This is a genomic window from Pseudomonas sp. B21-059, from assembly GCF_026016285.1.
GTDB classification, from domain to species: Bacteria; Pseudomonadota; Gammaproteobacteria; order Pseudomonadales; family Pseudomonadaceae; genus Aquipseudomonas; species Aquipseudomonas danubii.
The window spans coordinates 6457100-6474560 of the sequence record NZ_CP087201.1 but is presented as its reverse complement, the minus strand read 5'-3'; the positions used below and the strand labels follow the sequence as shown (position 1 = coordinate 6474560).

The window sequence follows — 17461 nt, the reverse complement described above, 5'->3', positions numbered from 1 at the left end:
TTCTCTAGTCCTTCAGGGGCAAGTGGGCGGGGAGGATGGGCAGCGGCTCGGGGGCTCGCGTCCGGCGAGGTTCGAGCGCACTTTCCTTGAGCAGAAATGACATCAGCAAGCCGATCAGGCTGCCGCTCAGGGCCACGTACAGGATCGACGGCAGGCCGAAATGGCTGGCGGCAAACCCGGCCACGGCCGGGGACAGCCCGCCCCCGAGAATTTCGCCGAAACCCACGACAATCCCGGTCGCCGTCGGCAGCAGGGCCGGGGCCACGGATTCACTGGTCAGCGGGCCGACCGTCATGCAGATCAGGCTGAAATTGAAAAACGACAGCAGGAACAACAGCAGAAACAGCAGCCAGGGAATCGCCGGGCTGACGATCAGCAGGCCCACCAGGGTGCTGCTGGTCATGAAGCAGGCCGATACCACCGGTTTGCGTCCGAGGCGGTCGGACATTCCGGGAATGATCAATTGGCCGATGAAACCGCCCAGGCCGATGGCCGAGATGACAAAGGCCATGGACAGGGTTTCCAGGTGCAGGTGGTCGGTCAGGTAACTGGGCAGCATGGCGCAGAGCACGAACTGACAGGTGAGGATGCAGAACATGATCAGGATGTTCAGGCTGACGTTGCCGCTCTTGAACGCCGCCAGCCAGTTGCGCCCGGCGCTGCCGGGCAGGCCCGCGGTGGAGGGCGCCGGCAACGGCCGGTAGACCTTCCACAGGTAGCCGGCCAGTAGCAGGCCCGGCAGGGAAATGATGGCGAACACCGCCCGCCACGAGCCGGAAAGCTGCAGCAGGTAGGCGGCGATCAGTGGCCCCAGGCACAGGCCGAGAATCGGGAACAGCGCCTGCTGGATACCCAGGTTCAGCCCGCGTCGGTCAGGGCGCGAGACTTCGTTGGTGACAATGATGCTGGTCGGGGTGAAGGCGCCTTCGCAGATGCCCATCAACCCGCGCAGGATCACCAGCCCCAGCACGCCGGTGGCCAGCGCGGAGAAGCCGGACAGCAGCGACAGCACGGCAATCGAGGCCACCAGCACGCGGCGGGTGCCCAGGCGTTCGATCACGCCGCCCATGCCCAGGGCGGACAGCCCCCAGGTGAAGGCCAGCGCGGCGGACAGGTAGCCCAGGTCCTGATAGTCCAGTTGCAGGTCGTGCATGATCACCGGAAACAGCGGCAGGATGATGAAGCGATCCAGCCCCACCAGCCCGAAACTCAGTGACAGCAACAGCACCATGGATCTTTCGTAACGGCTGTCGGCAGCCGTGGTTGGTATTCCAGCGTTCATCGCTCTGCTTCCTTGAAAACCATGAACCCGGCGCGGCGCGCCGTGAGGGTGCGGCCTGACGTTGCCTTACAGCCCGGCAACGTCAGGTCGGACAGACGCAGGTTTTCCCGTCAGGCGGTCCACTCACCGACGGCCATTTCCGCAGTGAAGCCTGGGCCGAAGGCTGCCAGCAGGCCGATATCGCCGCGATTCAGGTTGGAATCGAACTGCCGCTTGAGCACGTCGAACACCACCACGCTGGCGATGTTGCCGGCTTCCGAGAGGCTGCTGCGCGATTGCGAGACCCGGTTCGAGGCCAGGTCCAGGTGCATCACCAACTCGTCGAGGATCTTGCGTCCCCCGGTGTGGAAGATGAAGAAGTCGTTGTGCGCGCAGTTCTGTTCGAACGTCTCGTAGTTGAGCTTCTCCATCACCGGCGCCACGTCCTTGATGGAATTCATCACCGCCTTGTCCAGGGTGAAGTGGAAGCCGGTGTCCTTCACGTCATATTTGATGTAGTGCTCGCTCTTGGGCAGGAAGAACGACTCGGTCTTCTTGATCTTGAAACCGCCGGCCTGGTCGTCGGCGCGCAGCACGCAGGCCGACACCGCATCGCCGAACAGGGCCGCGGAGATGAAGGCATGCAACTTGGTGTCGTCTGGCTGATAGCACAGCGAAGAGAACTCCAGGGATACGATCAGCACATGGTTGCGAGCATCGAGCCGGGCGAAATCGTTGGCCCGGTTGATGGCCGCGGCACCGGCCACGCAGCCCAGCTGGGCGATGGGCAGTTGCACGGTGGAATTGGGCAGGCCGAGGTCGTTGATCAGGTGCGCGGTCAGCGACGGCATCATGAAACCGGTGCAGGAGGTGACGATCACCATGCGGATGTCGCTGATCTGCAACCCGGCATTCTCGATGGCCTGGCGCGCCGCCGCCGACGACATCTGCCGGGCTTCACGCTCATAGACGATGCTGCGGTGGGTGAAGCCGGTGTGTACCGCCAGTTCGTCGATCGGCAGCACCAGATGGCGCTCGTTGACTTCTGTGTTGGCGATCATGCGCTTGGCCAAGGCCATGCGCGGATGGTCGGCATGCAGGTTTTCCAGGTGATCAACCATCTGTTGCTGGGTGATCTTGTGTTGCGGAAACATGACGTGTGGGAGGCAAAGAGTAGACATGATGGGTCCTTGGCTCTAAGTAAGCCAATAAGTTAAGGGGTGGGGAAAGTCCCCGTTCATAGGCACAGGAATCTGTAGGCCCTAAAGGAAATCAGGACCTTAAGGCAACTTCGAGGCGCGAAGCGGCCGTTGATGTAACTTTTAAGTTGGATTTTATTTTAATGGCTAACTTCAAGGTGCCTTATATAAAGGCACCTTGAATAACAACTTATATATCCAGTACGAACTTATAAGCGTATTGCCAGGCCAAGTTGCTTTCGCGCACATGCTTGCGAATCACCATGCGCACTGGCGCGCCGACTTTCAGCTGCTGTGGATCGCAGACATCGACAATCTCCGAGGCAATCACCAGGCCGTCATCCAGGCGCACCATAGCCATGACGCGCGGCACTGTTTCGCCATAACCCATGGCGGCCAGGACCGGGTTTTCGGCGTGGGCCATGACTTCGATCTTGCCCGTGCGCTTGCAGCGGTATGGCTTCACGCTCAGGGAATTGCAGGCGCCGCAGACGGTGCGCCTTGGGAAGAAGATCTCGTTGCACTCTTCGCACTGGCTGCCTTCGAGGCGGTACTTGCCGCCATGCTCGCGCCATTCGCGGAGCATGCTGGCGGTGGTCATTCTGTGGATCTGTTCTGGGTACATGGACATGGTCCGGGCTCCTTAGTCGTTCGAGAGGACAATCACTGAGTTGTGCGCCGCATAACCGCCAAGGTTCTGCGACACGCCGATGCGTGCGCCCTTGACCTGGTTGTCGGATTCGCCCCTCAGTTGCCGGAACAGCTCGGTGATGTGCAGGATGCCGTCGCAGCCCGAGGCGTGGCCGCGGCCGATGTTGCCGCCGTCGGTGTTCAGTGGCAGTTGGCCGTCCAGGGCGATGCCGCCTTCGAGTACGAAGTCGCCGGCCTGGCCCTTGCCGCAGATGCCCATGGATTCCATCTGGATCAGCCCGGCGCCGAGCAGGTCGTAGACCTGTGCCACGTCGATGTCCTTGGCGGTGATCCCGGCTTTCTTGTAGGCAATTTCCGCGCAGGCGATGGAGTTGGCCGAGACGGCCATGCCCACGTCCTTGGGCAGGCCCGGGTGATGCAGGGTCGGATTGTGGAAGCGCGTGCCGAAGTAGTGTGAGACCCCGGTGTAGGCACAGCCGCGCACGAACACCGGCTTGTCGGTGTACTTGTGGGCCAGGTGTTCGGCCACCAGGATGGCGCAGCCGCTGGCTTCGCCCCAGGCCAGCATCGAACCGCAGGCTTCGCTGTTCTTCAGCGCTTCCAGGGTGGGAATCGGCTGGCCATAGCGGGTGGCGGTCGGGGTGTTGTGGGCATAGACGCGCATCTGCCGGCCAAAAGTGGCCAGTACATCAGCCTCGCGACCGGCGTAGCCGAACTTCTGGAAGTACTCGGCGGTGGCCAGGGCGAAGGCGTCAGTGTGGGAGATACCGAGGAAGTAATCGTATTCACATTCAGTGCTGGAGCCGATGTACTCGGCGTAGTTGAAGTGATCGGTCATCTTCTCGAAACCGCCGCACAGGACGATGTCGTACTCACCGGACGCCACCATCTGGTGACCCATCTGGAACGACACCGAGCTGCTGGTGCAGTTGGCGGTGCTCATGAAGGTCGGCGCCGGACTGATGCCCAGGGCGTCGGAAATGGTCGGCCCCAGGCCGCCATATTCGGAAATGCCTTCACCGTGATAACCATAGGCGACCCCCTGGATTTCCCGGGGGTGCATCTTGGCGTCCTTGAGGGCTTTATAGGCGGACTCGACGATCATTTCCTTGAACGTCTGCCGAACTCGTGAACTTCCGGGCTTCGGCGTATAGGCGGCCGAAACGATTGCAACACGACGTGCGCACATGTACATGCTCCTTGCGTAGACAGGCGTAATCAGAGGTAGGCGGTCAGGGCGTAGTCAGCCCGCAGGTACTTGAACTCGTACTTGATGGAGGTGCCGTAATCGACATAGGTCTTGGCTTCGAGCAGTTCGCGCAGGGGCGTGTTGTGCTTCTGGTACTGCTCGATGGCGTCGGTGACGGTCAGGGCAATGGCGTCACTGCCGGCCCCGAAACCATAGGACACCATGAGGATCTTCTGCCCCGGACGGGCCTGGTCCAGCACGTTGATCAGGCCGAGCAGCGGGCTGGCGGCGCCAGTGTCACCCACATCGCCGGCGTAGATCCCCGGTTCGATCTGCTTGGTGTTGAAGCCCAGGTGCTTGCCCAGGGAATAGGGCGTGGACACCAGGTTCTGCTGGAACACCACGTAGTCATAGTCGGCGGCGCTGGTACGCAACTTGGCCATCAGGCCCTCGGCAGCGCGGCGGGTCTGATCTTCCAGGCCGATGCTGTTCTTGTCCGAGCCCAGGCCCATCCCGGAACGAATGTAGCGATCGCCCTGGGGTCGGATGTTGTCGGCGATATCGGCGGCGCAGGAAAAACTGCCGTCAAACTCGGCGATGACGTTCTGATTGCCGATCAGCAGGGCGGCAGCGCCGGCTCCAGCATAGGACTCGGTCAGGTCGCCCGGCGCGGTGTTGCGGTTGATGGTGTCGGCGCCGATGGCCAGGGCACTGCCGGTCATGCCGGAGGCCACCAGGGCCTGGCAGATCTGCAGGGCGGAGGTGCCGGACTTGCCGGCAAACTGCACGTCGGCGCAATAGGCGTCGTAACCGCTGCCGAGCATTTCCAGGATGATCGAAGCCGAGGCTCGCGAGTCGTAGGGGTTGGTGCAGGTGCCCAGGTACAGGGCTTCGAGCTCATGGCCGGGGACTTTATCCAGGGCCCGTTGCGCCGCCAGCACACCGAGGGTGATGACATCTTCATCCGGCTGCAGCACGGCTCTTTCAGTGACGCCGAGGTTTTCCTCGACCAGCTTGAGCTCGGTGTTTTTCCAGACGTTGATCACGTCCTGGACTTTGAGGCGGCATACCGGAATACCCGCGCCATAGCTGACAATGCCTACTTTTTTCACGTTCATTTTCCTCTTGATTCCATTCTTTTTGAGAAAACTGGGTCGTGCCTGCTCAGAAGCACCCTTGAAACATACGGAAAACAATTTTGCTGCCTGTCTCGTGGCGACACCGCATAAACCGGCGGCCCAGAGGAGGGGGACAGCAGACTCCGAATAGGGGAAAACCCACTCGAAAGCTGTTTTTCTTAACCTCTCTATGCTATGATACGGAACGTTTCGTTTAGTAATAATTTCAGACGATCTAGTCTCTTTTTGGGAAGCGGGCCGCAGCCTCGAATCCGAGGAACTCGCAGTTGCAGGGCCTGATTTACTCAACCCTAATGAGATACTTTAAAAACTAGATAGATCGGTACAAGAAGTTCATGATTCTTTCAAGAATGAAACGAAACGGACCGTTTCATTTCGATTCGGAGGAATCCTATACCCTGCGTTGCGTTTGTCAAGCGCCCTGCCTGGAGATTTTTTATTGTGGCTCGTACCCCATCTCGCAGCTCCATCGGCTCGTTGCGAAGTCCCCATACCCATAAAGCCATCCTCAGTTCCACCATCGAAATCCTTAAGGAATGCGGTTATTCCGGGCTTAGTATCGAGTCCGTCGCACGCCGGGCGGGTGCCAGCAAGCCAACGATCTATCGGTGGTGGTCGAACAAGGCGGCATTGATCGCGGAAGTTTATGAAAACGAGAGTGAACAGGTCAGAAAATTTCCTGATCTCGGCTCGTTCAAGGCTGATCTCGACTTTTTGCTACACAATCTCTGGAAAGTCTGGCGAGAAACCATATGCGGAGAGGCTTTCCGCTGTGTCATCGCTGAAGCGCAGTTGGATCCAGCAACATTGACCCAGCTCAAGGATCAATTCATGGAGCGCAGAAGGGAGTTGCCGAAAAAGCTGGTGGAAAATGCCATCAGCAATGGCGAGCTCCCCAAGGACACCAACCGTGAATTGCTGCTGGATATGATTTTTGGTTTTTGCTGGTATCGGTTGCTGACCGAGCAGTTGACCGCGGAACAGGACATTGAGGAGTTCACTTCTCTGCTGATCAACGGTGTTTGTCCTGATACGCCACGTTGATCCATTGCCAGCCATTAAGCCCTTGAGTTGTGCGGGCTTAATGGCTGTTGTTTCAGGCTGAAGTCGCGCCGAACTCCCGATACAGGTCCGGCAGGAAGCTGGCCAGATGATTGAACTCGCACATATCGTGCACGGCAAATTCATAGGCCAGGGTTTCCAGCTCGGCTTCGCCAAAGCCACTTTCCTTGAGCAGCGCCGATGCTTTTTCAGCTCCGGGAAAGCGGGCCATCGATGGGTGCGATCCGACCCAGTAACGGCTGGTCAGGTACATGCCGCCCGGCACCTCCTTGAACAGATGCACCATCAATGACACCGGCACCTCTGGGTGATCGGCCAGGCTCATCAAGGCACTGACGCTGCCATCGATTTTCGCTTCGCGATACAGATCAGGGTCAAGGCCCAGGCTGGCTGGTTCCTGAAAATCGATGTGCAAGTGCATCAGGCGATCGCCGACATACTCCGATGCGCAGAAAGTGTTGCCATACAGCCGCTCTTCGAAGCTCAAGGATTCGTCGCTCAGGCGCTGATGGTTCACGCAGGGGTTGCTGACATGGGCGTAGGGGAACCACAGGGTATAGCGCTCCGATTCCGCCGGGTGCCACATGAACCACCACTTGAACATCTGTGCGGTGCAGCCGGGGAAGAACTTGCGGCTTTGCACATAAGCCATCGGCCCCGGTAGCAGGGCGTAGCCGGACTCCTCACTGACGAAGTCCGGGTCGAGCAGACGATTGATGTCCTCGACGCTTGGGGTCAGGGTGTCTTTCAGGTCCATCGGGCCTTGTTGGATCTTGCGTACAGCGGACAGCGGCACGCGCATTTCCGAGCGGAAATACTTGGCGTAGGGCTTGTTCCGGATGGCCACCTGGTTACGCAGGAACAGCTTCTGCATGGGCAGTGAGAAGTAGGTGAAGGGAGTCATGATGCGCGCTTCCATGCTGATATCCTTTGGCGTGAATTGACGAGTAGCCGCCACGTTCGTGCAATCCGCTCGCGGAGTTGAACGAGAAACTGGCGCTTTGTAGCTAAGCAGTCCATAAACAAAAGTCAAATTTGAATTTAACTTAGTGAGAGCGTCTATGGTCGTTTCCGCTTCCCCGCCGCCTGCTGCGGCCCGTGCGCCGCGTCAGGATGGCCAGGCAACTCGCCAGCAGATCCTGGAAACGGCTGGCCAGCTCTTTGCCGAGCTGGGGTACGCCAACACCACCAGCAAGCAGATTTGCGAAAACTCCAAGGCCAACAACGCCTCGGTCAACTATCACTTCGAGAACAAGGACGGCCTGTACCGGGCGGTGCTGCGCGAAGCCCACGATCGCCTGGTGCGGATCGAGACCATGATCAGCCTGAGCGAGAGCCAGGACAGTGCCGAAGATAAGCTGCGGGCGATCATCACTGTGCTGATCGAGGGGCTGAACAATCAGCGCGAGGGCTGGGCACTGAAAGTGCTGACCCGCGAGCTGCTGTCGCCCTCGTCGGTGCTGCCGGCGGTCCTGGAGGAACAGGCGTTCCCCAAGGCGAAGATCGTGCGCACCATTCTCGGCCAAATCATGCACCTGTCGCCGGAAGACCCGGCCACGTTGCGCAGTGCCGTCAGTGTGTTCGCGCCCTGCCTGTTCCTGCTGATCGCCCATCAGCCGCTGGCGCGCAATGTACTGCCCGGCCTGGAGCTGGACCCGCCGGCCCTGATCGAGCACATGATGAGCTATGCCCTGGCTGGCCTGGCGGCGGTGGCCCGGGCTTCTGGCAGAGCCTAGCGTGTCACTCGGGCGAAAAAAAACGCCGACCCTGAGGTCGGCGTTTTCTGTCAGCCATCCCTGGGACGATCCTTACTCCTGTGCGACGGCGTTCTTCGCCAGGATAGCGTTGGCCAGTTCCATGTCAGTGGCCTTGAGGCCGGGATTGTCGGCGCGGACTTTCTGCATGGCGGCTTCCAGGTACGGGCCGCGAATGCTGCCTTCGCTGGCGACGAAGCTGCCGGCGTCGTCTTGGGCGGCGACGATCAGCTTGTGATCCTTGAAGGTCAGGTAAGTGGAGCCGGTGGTGGCGCCGGAGGAAATGACGTTACGCCAGAAGGTGTCGGCCATTGCCGAACCAACGGGAAGAGAAAGCAGGGCAAGGGTGGCGACAGCTATTTTCAGACGCATGATGGGTGACTCCAACTGGGGGTTATCTGCACCGTTTGATTCTAGATACCCCAGCGGAGTTCCGTGACCCATCAGTCAAGGTTTTCGACCAGCAGAATGGCGCCTTCCTGGCCAATCACACGCACCCGGGCGCCCACAGGCGCGTCGGCGCCCTTGGCGATCCACACCCCATCGGCGACCTTGATCCGGCCACGGCCGTCAACGATCGCCTGATGCACCACGAAGGTCTTGCCGACCAGCTCCTGCCCGCGCAGGTTCAGGTTTGGCTGGTCGCTGGGGCGCACCACACTGCGTTGGCGATGCCACCAGTACAGGGCGGTCAGCACCGATAGCAGGCCGAACAGGAGGAACTGCACCTCCCAGGTCAGGCCGGGAATCAGAAAGGTCAGGACTCCTACCGCGGCAGCCGCCAGGCCGATCCACAGCAGGTAGCCGCCGGCACCGAACACTTCGAGAATCAGCAATACAGTACCCAGGGCCAGCCAGTCCCAGAACGATAGTGCGTGCAGGAATGCCAACATGGATCGGGCCTCAGACCTTCTTGCCGTCGAACGTGGCCTTGACGATTTCGCCAATGCCGCCCACGGCGCCTATCACCTGGCTGGCCTCCAGTGGCATCAGGATCACCTTGCTGTTGTTGGCCGACGCCAGTTTGCCCAGGGCATCGATGTACTTTTGCGCGACGAAGTAGTTGATCGCCTGGACGTTGCCGCTGGCGATCGCCTCGGATACCACCTGGGTCGCCCGGGCCTCGGCTTCGGCCTGGCGCTCCCTGGCTTCGGACTCTAGGAAGGCTGCCTGACGTTCACCCTCGGCTTCCAGAATCTGCGCCTGCTTCTTGCCTTCGGCGGTCAGAATGGCCGCTGCCCGCAGGCCTTCGGCTTCGAGGATCTGGGCGCGCTTGACTCGTTCGGCCTTCATCTGCCCGGACATGGCCGCCATCAGGTCGGCAGGCGGGCTGATGTCCTTGATCTCGATACGGGTAATCTTGATCCCCCAGGGCGCGGTGGCTTCGTCAACGGTTCGCAGCAGTTTCTCGTTGATGCCGTCACGTTGGCTAAGCATCGCGTCCAGTTCCATGGAACCGAGCACGGTACGGATATTGGTCTGCAGCAGGTTGCGGATGGCGTGTTCAAGGTTGTTGACCTCGTAGGCCGCCTGGGCGGTGTTGACCACCTGGAAGAAGCACACGGCGTCGATCTGCACTGTGGCGTTGTCGGCGGTGATGACTTCCTGGGGGGGAATGTCCAGCACGCTTTCCATGACGTTGATCTTGCGACCGATGCGGTCCATCACCGGAATGATGATGTTCAGCCCCGGCTTGAGGGTGTTGGTGTAGCGACCAAAGCGTTCCACCGTCCACTGGTAGCCTTGGGGCACGACCTTGAACCCCATGAACACCAGGGCCACCGCGAGGCCGACAAAAAGTAACAGTACGCTTCCGATCTGCATAACATTCACCTGTTCAGTCATTGCTCAAGGGGCTTGAGGAGCACGAGTGTACGGCGGCGCCCCGCCCCGCGCCGGGATACCTTGGTCCTTGCATCATCGGGACACACATCACCGGTGCGATTCGGGCACGCCGCAAGGTTCAAAGCTGGAAGCGGGTGACCGAGGTTTGCAGGGTCGCCACAGAGTTCTCCATCTGCTCCACCGTTTGGGTCAGCTCACGCATGGCCTGGCTGTTGCGCCGGGCTACCTGACTGATCATCTCCACCCGTTGCGCCACTTCGCTGCTGGCCTTGGACTGCTCGCCGATGGTGTGGGAAATCTCTTCCACCATCAGCGCCGAACGTTGGGCACCCTGGCGAATCTCGTTGATCGAAGTCCCCGCCTGCTGGGCCATGTGCACCCCGTCGCTGACCCGGCTGACCCCGGTTTGCATGCTGCTCACTGCTTGCTCGGTGGTTTCACGGATGCGCTCGATCATGCCGGTGATCTCCCGGGTGGATTGCGCGGTGCGCGCCGCCAGGTTGCGCACCTCGTCGGCGACCACGGCGAATCCGCGTCCGGCCTCGCCGGCCCGGGCCGCTTCGATGGCGGCATTCAGGGCCAGCAGGTTGGTCTGCTCGGCGATGCCATTGATCACCTGGATGATCGAATGGATCTCCTCCGAGGACTGGCCCAGGGCGGTAATGCTCTGGGACGACTGGTTCACCGCCTCGGCGATGTGGCTCATGCCGTCCACGACCCCGAGGATCACCTGGCCGCCGCTGCCGGCCAGGGACTCGGACTGGGCGGCAATGCCCTGGGCGTTGCGGGCGTGCTCGGCGACCTGGGCAATGTTGCTGATCATCTGCTCCATGGCTGCTGCCATGTCGGTGGCGCCGTCGGCCTGCTCGGTGGCGCCGTCGGCGATGCCCAGCGAGGTGTCGCTGAGGCTGTGGGAGCGCCCCCGCAACTCCTCGCTCTCATGGCGGATGGTGGTGATCATCTGCCGCAGGTTGTCCTGCATTTCGCCAAGGGCCTGTTGCAACTGGCCGGCTTCGTCCCGGCTGTCGACACTGATGGGCATGGTCAGGTTGCCCTGGGCGATGGCCCGGGCGGTGGCGACGGATTTTTCCAGGGGCTTGAGGACCCGGATGAGCAATTGGCGGGTCAACAGGCACAGGGCCAGGGCGGCAATCAGACTGCCGCCGATCAGCCACCAGGCGGCTTGGCGTACGGCGGTTTCACTGTCTGCGCTGGTCTGTGCGGTAGCGGCTTCGATCTTGCTGCTCAGTGCCGAGTTGCGGGCCTCCACTTCACTGAAACGCTGAGAAAACTCCGGCATTTGCAGGCGCGCGGCCTGGGGGTCCTTGAGGGCCTGTTCGGCGATGTTTTCGGCCGCATGAATGTAGCTTTCCAGGACCGGCTGCAACTCGCTGATGGCATCGCGGATATCCGGCGCCAGGGGCAGCCGGGCGTTTTCCGCCAGGGCCTTGCGGAACCAATCGCCGTGTTCGCGCAGACTGTTGCGCACCTCCTCTGCGGCCGCGCTGTCGCCGGGTTCGCTGCTCAGAGCCTCCAGCACGTCGGCCCGCAGGGCGTCGTGCATCATGTCGGCTTCCAGGTGATTGCGCAGGGCATTGGCATTGACTTCATTGTCATGCAGGGCCTTGGCCAGGCGTGACTGTCCCCAGAGGCCGAGGCCGGCTACCAGGGCAATGGCCAGCAGGCTGAGAACCCCGGAGGCGATCATGTTGTGACGAATATTCATGCCTGGTTTCCTGCTTGTCTTGGCGGTGGTTAAAGCGTAGCCCAGCACTTGGGGTTCGCCTCCGGGCGAGCGGGGCCTGGTTACTGGTTTTCGCTTTGAGGTGTCACCCGCAGCACTTCCTCCAGGCTGGTCAGGCCATCGGCAAGCTTTTGTGCGGCGGCCAGGCGCAGGCTGCGCATGCCGTCGTCGCAAGCCTGGCGACGCAGGCCGGCGAGGTCGAGGTCGTCTCGAACAAGGGCTTTGAGCGGGGTACTCAAGGGCATGATTTCGTAGACGCCGGTACGTCCGTGATAGCCGGTGCCACGGCACTCTGCGCAGCCCACGGCCTTTTTGCTCAGGGGCGGGAGCGGCAACTGTCGGGGGGAGGTCAGGCTCTGCCAGTCATCCGGGGCGAGGGCGGCGGGCGCCTTGCAGTGGGGGCACAGGGTACGCAGCAAGCGTTGGGCCATGACGCCGATCAGGGTGGCCTTGATCAGATAGTGAGGCACTCCCAGTTCCAGCAGGCGGCTGATGGCTCCGGGGGCATCGTTGGTGTGCAGGGTGGAGAGCACCAGGTGCCCGGTGAGTGCAGCCTGGATAGCCATTTCGGCGGTCTCCAGGTCGCGGATCTCGCCGATCATGATGATGTCCGGGTCCTGGCGCATCAACGCACGCACGCCGCTGGAAAAGCTCAGGTCGATATTGTGCTGCACCTGCATCTGGTTGAACGCCGGCTCGATCATCTCGATCGGGTCTTCGATGGTGCACAGGTTGATCTCGGGGCTCGCGAGCTTTTTCAAGGTGGTGTAGAGGGTGCTGGTCTTGCCCGAGCCTGTGGGGCCGGTCACCAGGATGATGCCGTGGGCCTGCGCGGTCATGGCTTGCCAACGGTTCAGGTCGTCGGCGCCGAAGCCCAGCTGATCGAAATCCTTGAGCAGCACCTGCGGGTCGAAGATGCGCATCACCAACTTTTCGCCAAAGACCGTGGGCAGGGTCGAGAGCCGCAACTCGATCTCGCTGCCTTCGGGAGTACGGGTCTTGACCCGGCCATCCTGGGGTTTGCGTTTTTCCGCGACGTTCATCCGTCCCAGGCTCTTGAGGCGGCTGACGATGGCCAGGGTCACCTGGGGCGGGAACTGGTAGACGCCGTGCAGCACCCCGTCGATGCGAAAGCGCAGGGTGCCGTGCTCGCGGCGGGGCTCGATATGGATATCGCTGGCCCGTTGCTGGAAGGCGTACTGAAACAGCCAGTCGACGATGTTGATGATGTGGGCGTCGTCGGCATCCGGCTCCTGGTCGCTGGCCCCGAGCTTGAGCAGATGCTCGAGGTTGCCCGGGCCGCTTGTCCTTTGCTCGCTGCTGGCCCCGCTGACCGATTTGGCCAGGCGATAGAACTCCAGGGTCAGGCGCTGGATATCCACCGGGCTGGCCACCACCCGGTGGATCGAGCGCTTGAGGACATGGGCCAGATCGGCCTCCCAGGCGCTGACATAGGGCTGGGCGCTGGCCACGGTGACGCTTTGGGCATCCACCGCCACGGCGAGGATCTTGTGCCGCTGGGCGAAGGCGCAGGACATCAGCGGGGTGATGCTGGCGACGTCGATCTGCAACGGGTCGATGCGCAGGTAGGGCTGGCCGGCGTGCCGGGCCAGCCACGCGGTGAGGCTGTCCAGGTCCAGATGCTGGCCGGGACGCTGCAAGTCCGGCAGATGCTGACTGGCAATCAGTTCCAGGGGATGCAAGGGGGTGCTGGTGCCATGACGTCGGGTGCTGAGGGCCTGTTCGGCGGCATCCTGGCTGATGCGGCCCTGGGCCAGCAGTTCACGCAGCAGCTCACTGAGGTCCAGCCAGTGATCCTGGGCAATGTGTGCGGCAGCCATGGGGGCTCCTTGGGGCTGTTGTCCAGACGCGGGTCTCTGACCACAAATGGCCAAGAATAGCCCCGCCAGTCTGGGCCGCCGCCTGCCAAGGGTTGCAGGGTTTTTCCGGCCTCAGCCAGCGGCCTGCAGTTGCGCCGGCTCTGCCCGTTCCAGTTCTACCGAGCAGACGCTGATCAGGTTGCGCAACTTGTCGCCGATCACCCGAGCCCGGTGCCAACTCAGGCCGTCGAGTTCCACGTCGATGTGCAGCGTGGCGTCTTGCTGGATCACCGTGACCCGCTGGGGCACCAGAAATTGCAGGGCGAAGTGGTTGAGCACCCGACACAGGACATCGGCTTCGGCCTCGGCCGTCATCTGGTAGTGCACGCGACAGTGGGCATTGTTCTGGTTCCAGACATCGGCGCGGGATGATTGGCCAGGGGCGGGTTCGAGATGGGGCATGGCAGTCTCCAGATCAGTGGAGAAATTTTTACATTCGGTTTCGGGTATTTCTTATCTAAGATTGATCGGAAGTCATGAAAGTAGAATTGTTTGATTCAAGATTTTATAGATAAGGGAATTTATTATGCATAGCGAGCTGGACGCCTACGACCGCCGGATACTCGCGTTGCTGCAAGAGGACGCGTCACTTTCCAGTGCGCAGATTGCCGAACAGGTGGGCTTGTCCCAGTCACCGTGCTGGCGGCGGATTCAACGCTTGAAGGAAGAGGGGGTGATCCGTGGCCAGGTGACCTTGCTTGATCGCAAGAAGATCGGCCTCAACACGCAGATATTTGCCGAGATCAAGCTCAACGCCCACGGACGCTCCAACTTCACCGAGTTCACCGAGGCGATTCGCGGTTTTCCGGAGGTGCTGGAGTGCTATGTGCTGATGGGGGCGGTGGATTTCCTGCTGCGCATCGTGACCGCGGACATCGAAGCCTATGAGCGGTTTTTCTTCGAGAAACTGTCCATGGTGCCCGGCATTCAGGAGGTGAACTCGATCGTTGCCCTGTCGGAGATCAAGTCCACCACCAGCCTGCCGGTACTGCGCTAAGGGGGCGGCTTACATGCGCAGCAGGGTTTTCCAGGCGCGGTTCTGGAACACCGCGATGGCCTGTTGCTTGCGGGCATCGAGGGCTTCGTCGGTAATGGGCTCGTTGGCCAGTTGTGCCAGCTTGTTCAGTTCACCGTAGAGGCGGTCCAGTTCCGGAATGTCCAGTGCGGCGCGGGCGTGGTGCAGCCAGGCCTGGATACGTTCGATCCGCGGCAACTGCTCGGCCAGATCTTCCGGCTGCTGCTGGTAGCGCGGCAGTTGCAGGGAGGTCGCTTCCTCGGCCAGCAGGCGTGGCAGCCAGCTGCCCAGTTGCGCTGCACCCTGGCGGTTGCCACGGGTGTTGCGCTCGGCGGTCCAGGCTCGGGCCAGCAGCCAGCGCGAGGTGTTCAGGGAGAACAGGCCCCAGCGTACGTCCTGCAGTTCCTCGATGAACTGCTCCGGCGCGGCTTTGCGCACGTCTTCATCGTCGAGGCCGGCTTGTACCAGCGGACGCCAGTCTTCCAGCAGGGCATCCAGGGCGCTACGCAGCTCAGCGGTGGATTGACGTGGCGCAGCCTGGCCCAGGCTGCTGGCCAGAGCGCGCAGTTCGGCGAGGTTATCCACCCAGTCCTGCAGCAGGCGCCAGTGACCGTTGAAGCGATACTGTTCGGCCAGGCGCTGGCTGCTGCCCAGCAGGTGCCAGGCCAGGGCGGCGAAGGCATCGTCCAGCGGGGTTTCGGCGCTCAGCTGTGGCGCCGGCAGGCTCAAGGAGTAGCTACCGGCATCGAACAGGCGATAGCCACGCTCGGCCTTGCTGATGTCGCAGGGCATCAGGGGCAGGGTGAGGGCCAGCTCCGCCGCCAGTTCCAGCAGAGCAGCGGGCTCGCCTTCACGCAGTTCCAGCTCCAGCTCGCAGATTTCTTCCTTGTGCTTGCCGGCGATCACCTGGCCCAGGTCCAGGGCCGCCTCGATCACCACTTTGGCCTTGCCACGGCCCCAGGCGATTTCCGCACGCTCACGGACAAAGTCGGTGGTGAACAGCGGCTTGAGGGTCTTTTTGTCCAGCTCGGCCAGGGCTTCGGGCCAGCATTCGCCGTCGAGTTTTTTCACGTCGAGCTTGGCTTTGGCCAACGACCAGTCGTACTCGTTGCGCTCGGACAGGCCAGCAACGCTCTGGCCGCTGGTCTTGAGGGTCTGGATCACTGCGTCACCGTCACGACGCAGGCGCAGGGCGACTTTGGCCCGGGCCAGATCGCGCTCTGGGGTGTCGAAGTACTGGTTCATCAGCTCACGGCGTTCCCAGCCACTTTTGTTGCGTTTTTTCAGTAGCGGGTGCTCGCGCAGGGCGGCGAGGGTTTCGCGGCTGACGCGGAGTTTGATTTCGGTTTCTTTCTGCATGGCCGGAAAATCCAGGATCGGGAGTGCAGCCGGGGGAAGAGTTGGCTGCCAAGGCCGTGCAGTGTACAGGACCAGGCGCCCGGAGGCGCCACGACGGTTCCTTCCTCTCACGAGATGCCTCTATGATGGTCCTCATCTTGGGATCTGCGGAGCCAGTTCATGCCATTGCCGTCCATGAAAGATCAGTTCGCTGCACTGATCGCCGCGCCGTCGGTGAGTTGCACTCAAGCGGCGCTGGATCAGTCCAACCGTCCGGTCATCGACTTGTTGGCCAGTTGGCTTGGCGACCTCGGTTTTGCCTGCGATATCCAGCAGGTCAGCCCCGGCAAGTTCAATCTGCTGGCCAGCTTCGGCAGCGGTCCCGGTGGCCTGGTACTGGCTGGGCACAGTGATACGGTGCCGTTCGATGCCGCTTTATGGCAGACCGATCCGCTGAAGTTGACCGAGGTCGACGGCCGCTGGGTCGGTCTGGGCAGTTGTGACATGAAGGGCTTTTTCGCCTTGATCATCGAAGCGGTGCGACCGTTGCTGGAGCAGCCATTCAAGCAGCCGCTGCTGATCCTCGCGACCTGTGATGAAGAAAGCTCCATGGCCGGTGCCCGGGCCCTGGCGGAAGCCGGGCGGCCCCTGGGGCGCGCGGCGGTGATCGGCGAGCCCACGGGCCTCAAGCCAATCCGCCTGCACAAGGGGGTGATGATGGAGCGCATCGATATCCTCGGGCGCAGCGGCCATTCCTCTGACCCGCGCCTGGGGCGTAGCGCTCTGGAGGCCATGCACGACGCCATCGGCGAGCTGCGGGGGTTGCGGCTGCTGTGGCAGCGCGAGTACCGCAATCCACAGTTCAGCGTGCCGCAACCGACCTTGAACTTCGGTTGCATCCACGGTGGCGACAACCCCAACCGCATCTGCGGCCAGTGCTCCCTGGAGTTCGACCTGCGTCCCTTGCCGGGCATGGACCCGCAAGTGCTGCGCGAGGCGATCCGGCAGAAACTTCAACCCATTGCCGAGCGGCATGAAGTGCAGATCGACTATGCGCCGCTGTTCCCTGCGGTGCCGCCGTTCGAGCAGCCCGAGGACGCTGAGCTGGTGCGGGTGGCGGAGCGGCTTACCGGGCATCGTGCCGAAGCAGTAGCGTTTGGCACTGAAGCGCCTTATCTTCAGCGCCTTGGCTGCGAGACGCTGGTGCTGGGCCCGGGCGATATTGCCTGCGCCCACCAGCCCGGGGAGTACCTCGAAATGTCACGCTTGCAGCCTACTGTGCAGTTGCTACGAGAGTTGATTGAACATTACTGCCTGACGCCGGCCCAATTTCAGTAAATTACCGGCGTCCTGATCCGTACCCATGAGGAGAGTAAGCGTGTTG

General features: G+C 61.7%; 17 protein-coding genes and 1 pseudogene. 4 read left to right on the top strand and 14 right to left on the bottom strand.

The features are described from left to right. Positions 1-4: 4 nt before the first annotated feature. The 5 genes from LOY69_RS28900 to LOY69_RS28880 all read right to left on the bottom strand — a co-directional run bounded on the left by LOY69_RS28900 (position 5) and on the right by LOY69_RS28880 (position 5418). Positions 5-1282, bottom strand: a complete 1278-nt coding sequence (locus tag LOY69_RS28900) for an MFS transporter (protein ID WP_265073907.1) — start codon at positions 1280-1282, stop codon at positions 5-7. Positions 1283-1392: 110 nt separating this feature from the next. Continuing rightward, on the bottom strand, positions 1393-2442 hold the full coding sequence (locus LOY69_RS28895; RefSeq protein WP_102862173.1) for a type III polyketide synthase: 1050 nt from the start codon (positions 2440-2442) through the stop codon (positions 1393-1395). Positions 2443-2650: 208 nt separating this feature from the next. Next, on the bottom strand, positions 2651-3091 hold the full coding sequence (locus tag LOY69_RS28890; RefSeq protein WP_102862172.1) for a Zn-ribbon domain-containing OB-fold protein: 441 nt from the start codon (positions 3089-3091) through the stop codon (positions 2651-2653). A gap of 12 nt (positions 3092-3103) precedes the next feature. Further along, positions 3104-4300, bottom strand: coding sequence for a thiolase family protein (locus LOY69_RS28885; RefSeq protein ID WP_016966051.1), 1197 nt, complete (start codon positions 4298-4300; stop codon positions 3104-3106). Positions 4301-4329: 29 nt separating this feature from the next. Continuing rightward, positions 4330-5418, bottom strand: coding sequence for a hydroxymethylglutaryl-CoA synthase (locus LOY69_RS28880; protein WP_102862170.1), 1089 nt, complete (start codon positions 5416-5418; stop codon positions 4330-4332). A 462-nt stretch (positions 5419-5880) separates the two neighbouring features. On the opposite strand from LOY69_RS28880, the gene LOY69_RS28875 reads away from it, so the two are divergent. Then, positions 5881-6483, top strand: coding sequence for a TetR/AcrR family transcriptional regulator (locus tag LOY69_RS28875; RefSeq protein ID WP_102881225.1), 603 nt, complete (start codon positions 5881-5883; stop codon positions 6481-6483). Between the two features lie 52 nt (positions 6484-6535). Here LOY69_RS28875 and phlG read toward each other — a convergent pair whose 3' ends face one another. Further along, on the bottom strand, positions 6536-7420 hold the full coding sequence (gene phlG, locus LOY69_RS28870; protein WP_102862168.1) for a 2,4-diacetylphloroglucinol hydrolase: 885 nt from the start codon (positions 7418-7420) through the stop codon (positions 6536-6538). A gap of 142 nt (positions 7421-7562) precedes the next feature. On the opposite strand from phlG, the gene LOY69_RS28865 reads away from it, so the two are divergent. Next, the gene (locus LOY69_RS28865; RefSeq protein WP_102862167.1) at positions 7563-8237 is read left to right on the top strand and encodes a TetR/AcrR family transcriptional regulator; all 675 of its coding nucleotides are present in this window, start codon (positions 7563-7565) and stop codon (positions 8235-8237) included. A 72-nt stretch (positions 8238-8309) separates the two neighbouring features. On the opposite strand, the gene LOY69_RS28860 is transcribed toward LOY69_RS28865, so the two are convergent. The 7 genes and pseudogenes from LOY69_RS28860 to LOY69_RS28835 form a co-directional block, all read right to left on the bottom strand. Continuing rightward, positions 8310-8627: a DUF2388 domain-containing protein gene (locus tag LOY69_RS28860; RefSeq protein ID WP_016966055.1), complete on the bottom strand. Its 318-nt coding sequence runs from the start codon at positions 8625-8627 to the stop codon at positions 8310-8312. Positions 8628-8698: 71 nt separating this feature from the next. Continuing rightward, the gene (locus tag LOY69_RS28855; RefSeq protein ID WP_265073906.1) at positions 8699-9148 is read right to left on the bottom strand and encodes an NfeD family protein; all 450 of its coding nucleotides are present in this window, start codon (positions 9146-9148) and stop codon (positions 8699-8701) included. Positions 9149-9158: 10 nt separating this feature from the next. After that, positions 9159-10079, bottom strand: coding sequence for an SPFH domain-containing protein (locus tag LOY69_RS28850; protein WP_102862164.1), 921 nt, complete (start codon positions 10077-10079; stop codon positions 9159-9161). Positions 10080-10218: 139 nt separating this feature from the next. Then, positions 10219-10932 (bottom strand): methyl-accepting chemotaxis protein, encoded by a 714-nt coding sequence (locus tag LOY69_RS30725; RefSeq protein WP_371826187.1) that lies wholly within the window; start codon positions 10930-10932, stop codon positions 10219-10221. A 141-nt stretch (positions 10933-11073) separates the two neighbouring features. Continuing rightward, a pseudogene (locus LOY69_RS30720) lies at positions 11074-11400 on the bottom strand (HAMP domain-containing protein); the annotation flags it as partial. A 506-nt stretch (positions 11401-11906) separates the two neighbouring features. Further along, on the bottom strand, positions 11907-13685 hold the full coding sequence (locus LOY69_RS28840) for a GspE/PulE family protein (RefSeq protein WP_265073904.1): 1779 nt from the start codon (positions 13683-13685) through the stop codon (positions 11907-11909). A 111-nt stretch (positions 13686-13796) separates the two neighbouring features. Further along, on the bottom strand, positions 13797-14126 hold the full coding sequence (locus tag LOY69_RS28835; RefSeq protein ID WP_123389993.1) for a hypothetical protein: 330 nt from the start codon (positions 14124-14126) through the stop codon (positions 13797-13799). A gap of 124 nt (positions 14127-14250) precedes the next feature. Here LOY69_RS28835 and LOY69_RS28830 point away from each other — a divergent pair, with 124 nt between their 5' ends. Then, positions 14251-14721, top strand: a complete 471-nt coding sequence (locus tag LOY69_RS28830) for an Lrp/AsnC family transcriptional regulator (protein WP_065902318.1) — start codon at positions 14251-14253, stop codon at positions 14719-14721. 9 nt (positions 14722-14730) lie between these two features. On the opposite strand, the gene LOY69_RS28825 is transcribed toward LOY69_RS28830, so the two are convergent. Further along, positions 14731-16098, bottom strand: coding sequence for an inorganic triphosphatase (locus tag LOY69_RS28825; RefSeq protein ID WP_102862160.1), 1368 nt, complete (start codon positions 16096-16098; stop codon positions 14731-14733). A 159-nt stretch (positions 16099-16257) separates the two neighbouring features. Between LOY69_RS28825 and argE the strand changes: the two genes are divergently transcribed. Then, entirely contained in the window at positions 16258-17415 is a 1158-nt protein-coding gene (gene argE, locus LOY69_RS28820; protein ID WP_102881220.1) for an acetylornithine deacetylase, read from the top strand. The last annotated feature ends 46 nt before the right edge of the window (positions 17416-17461 follow it).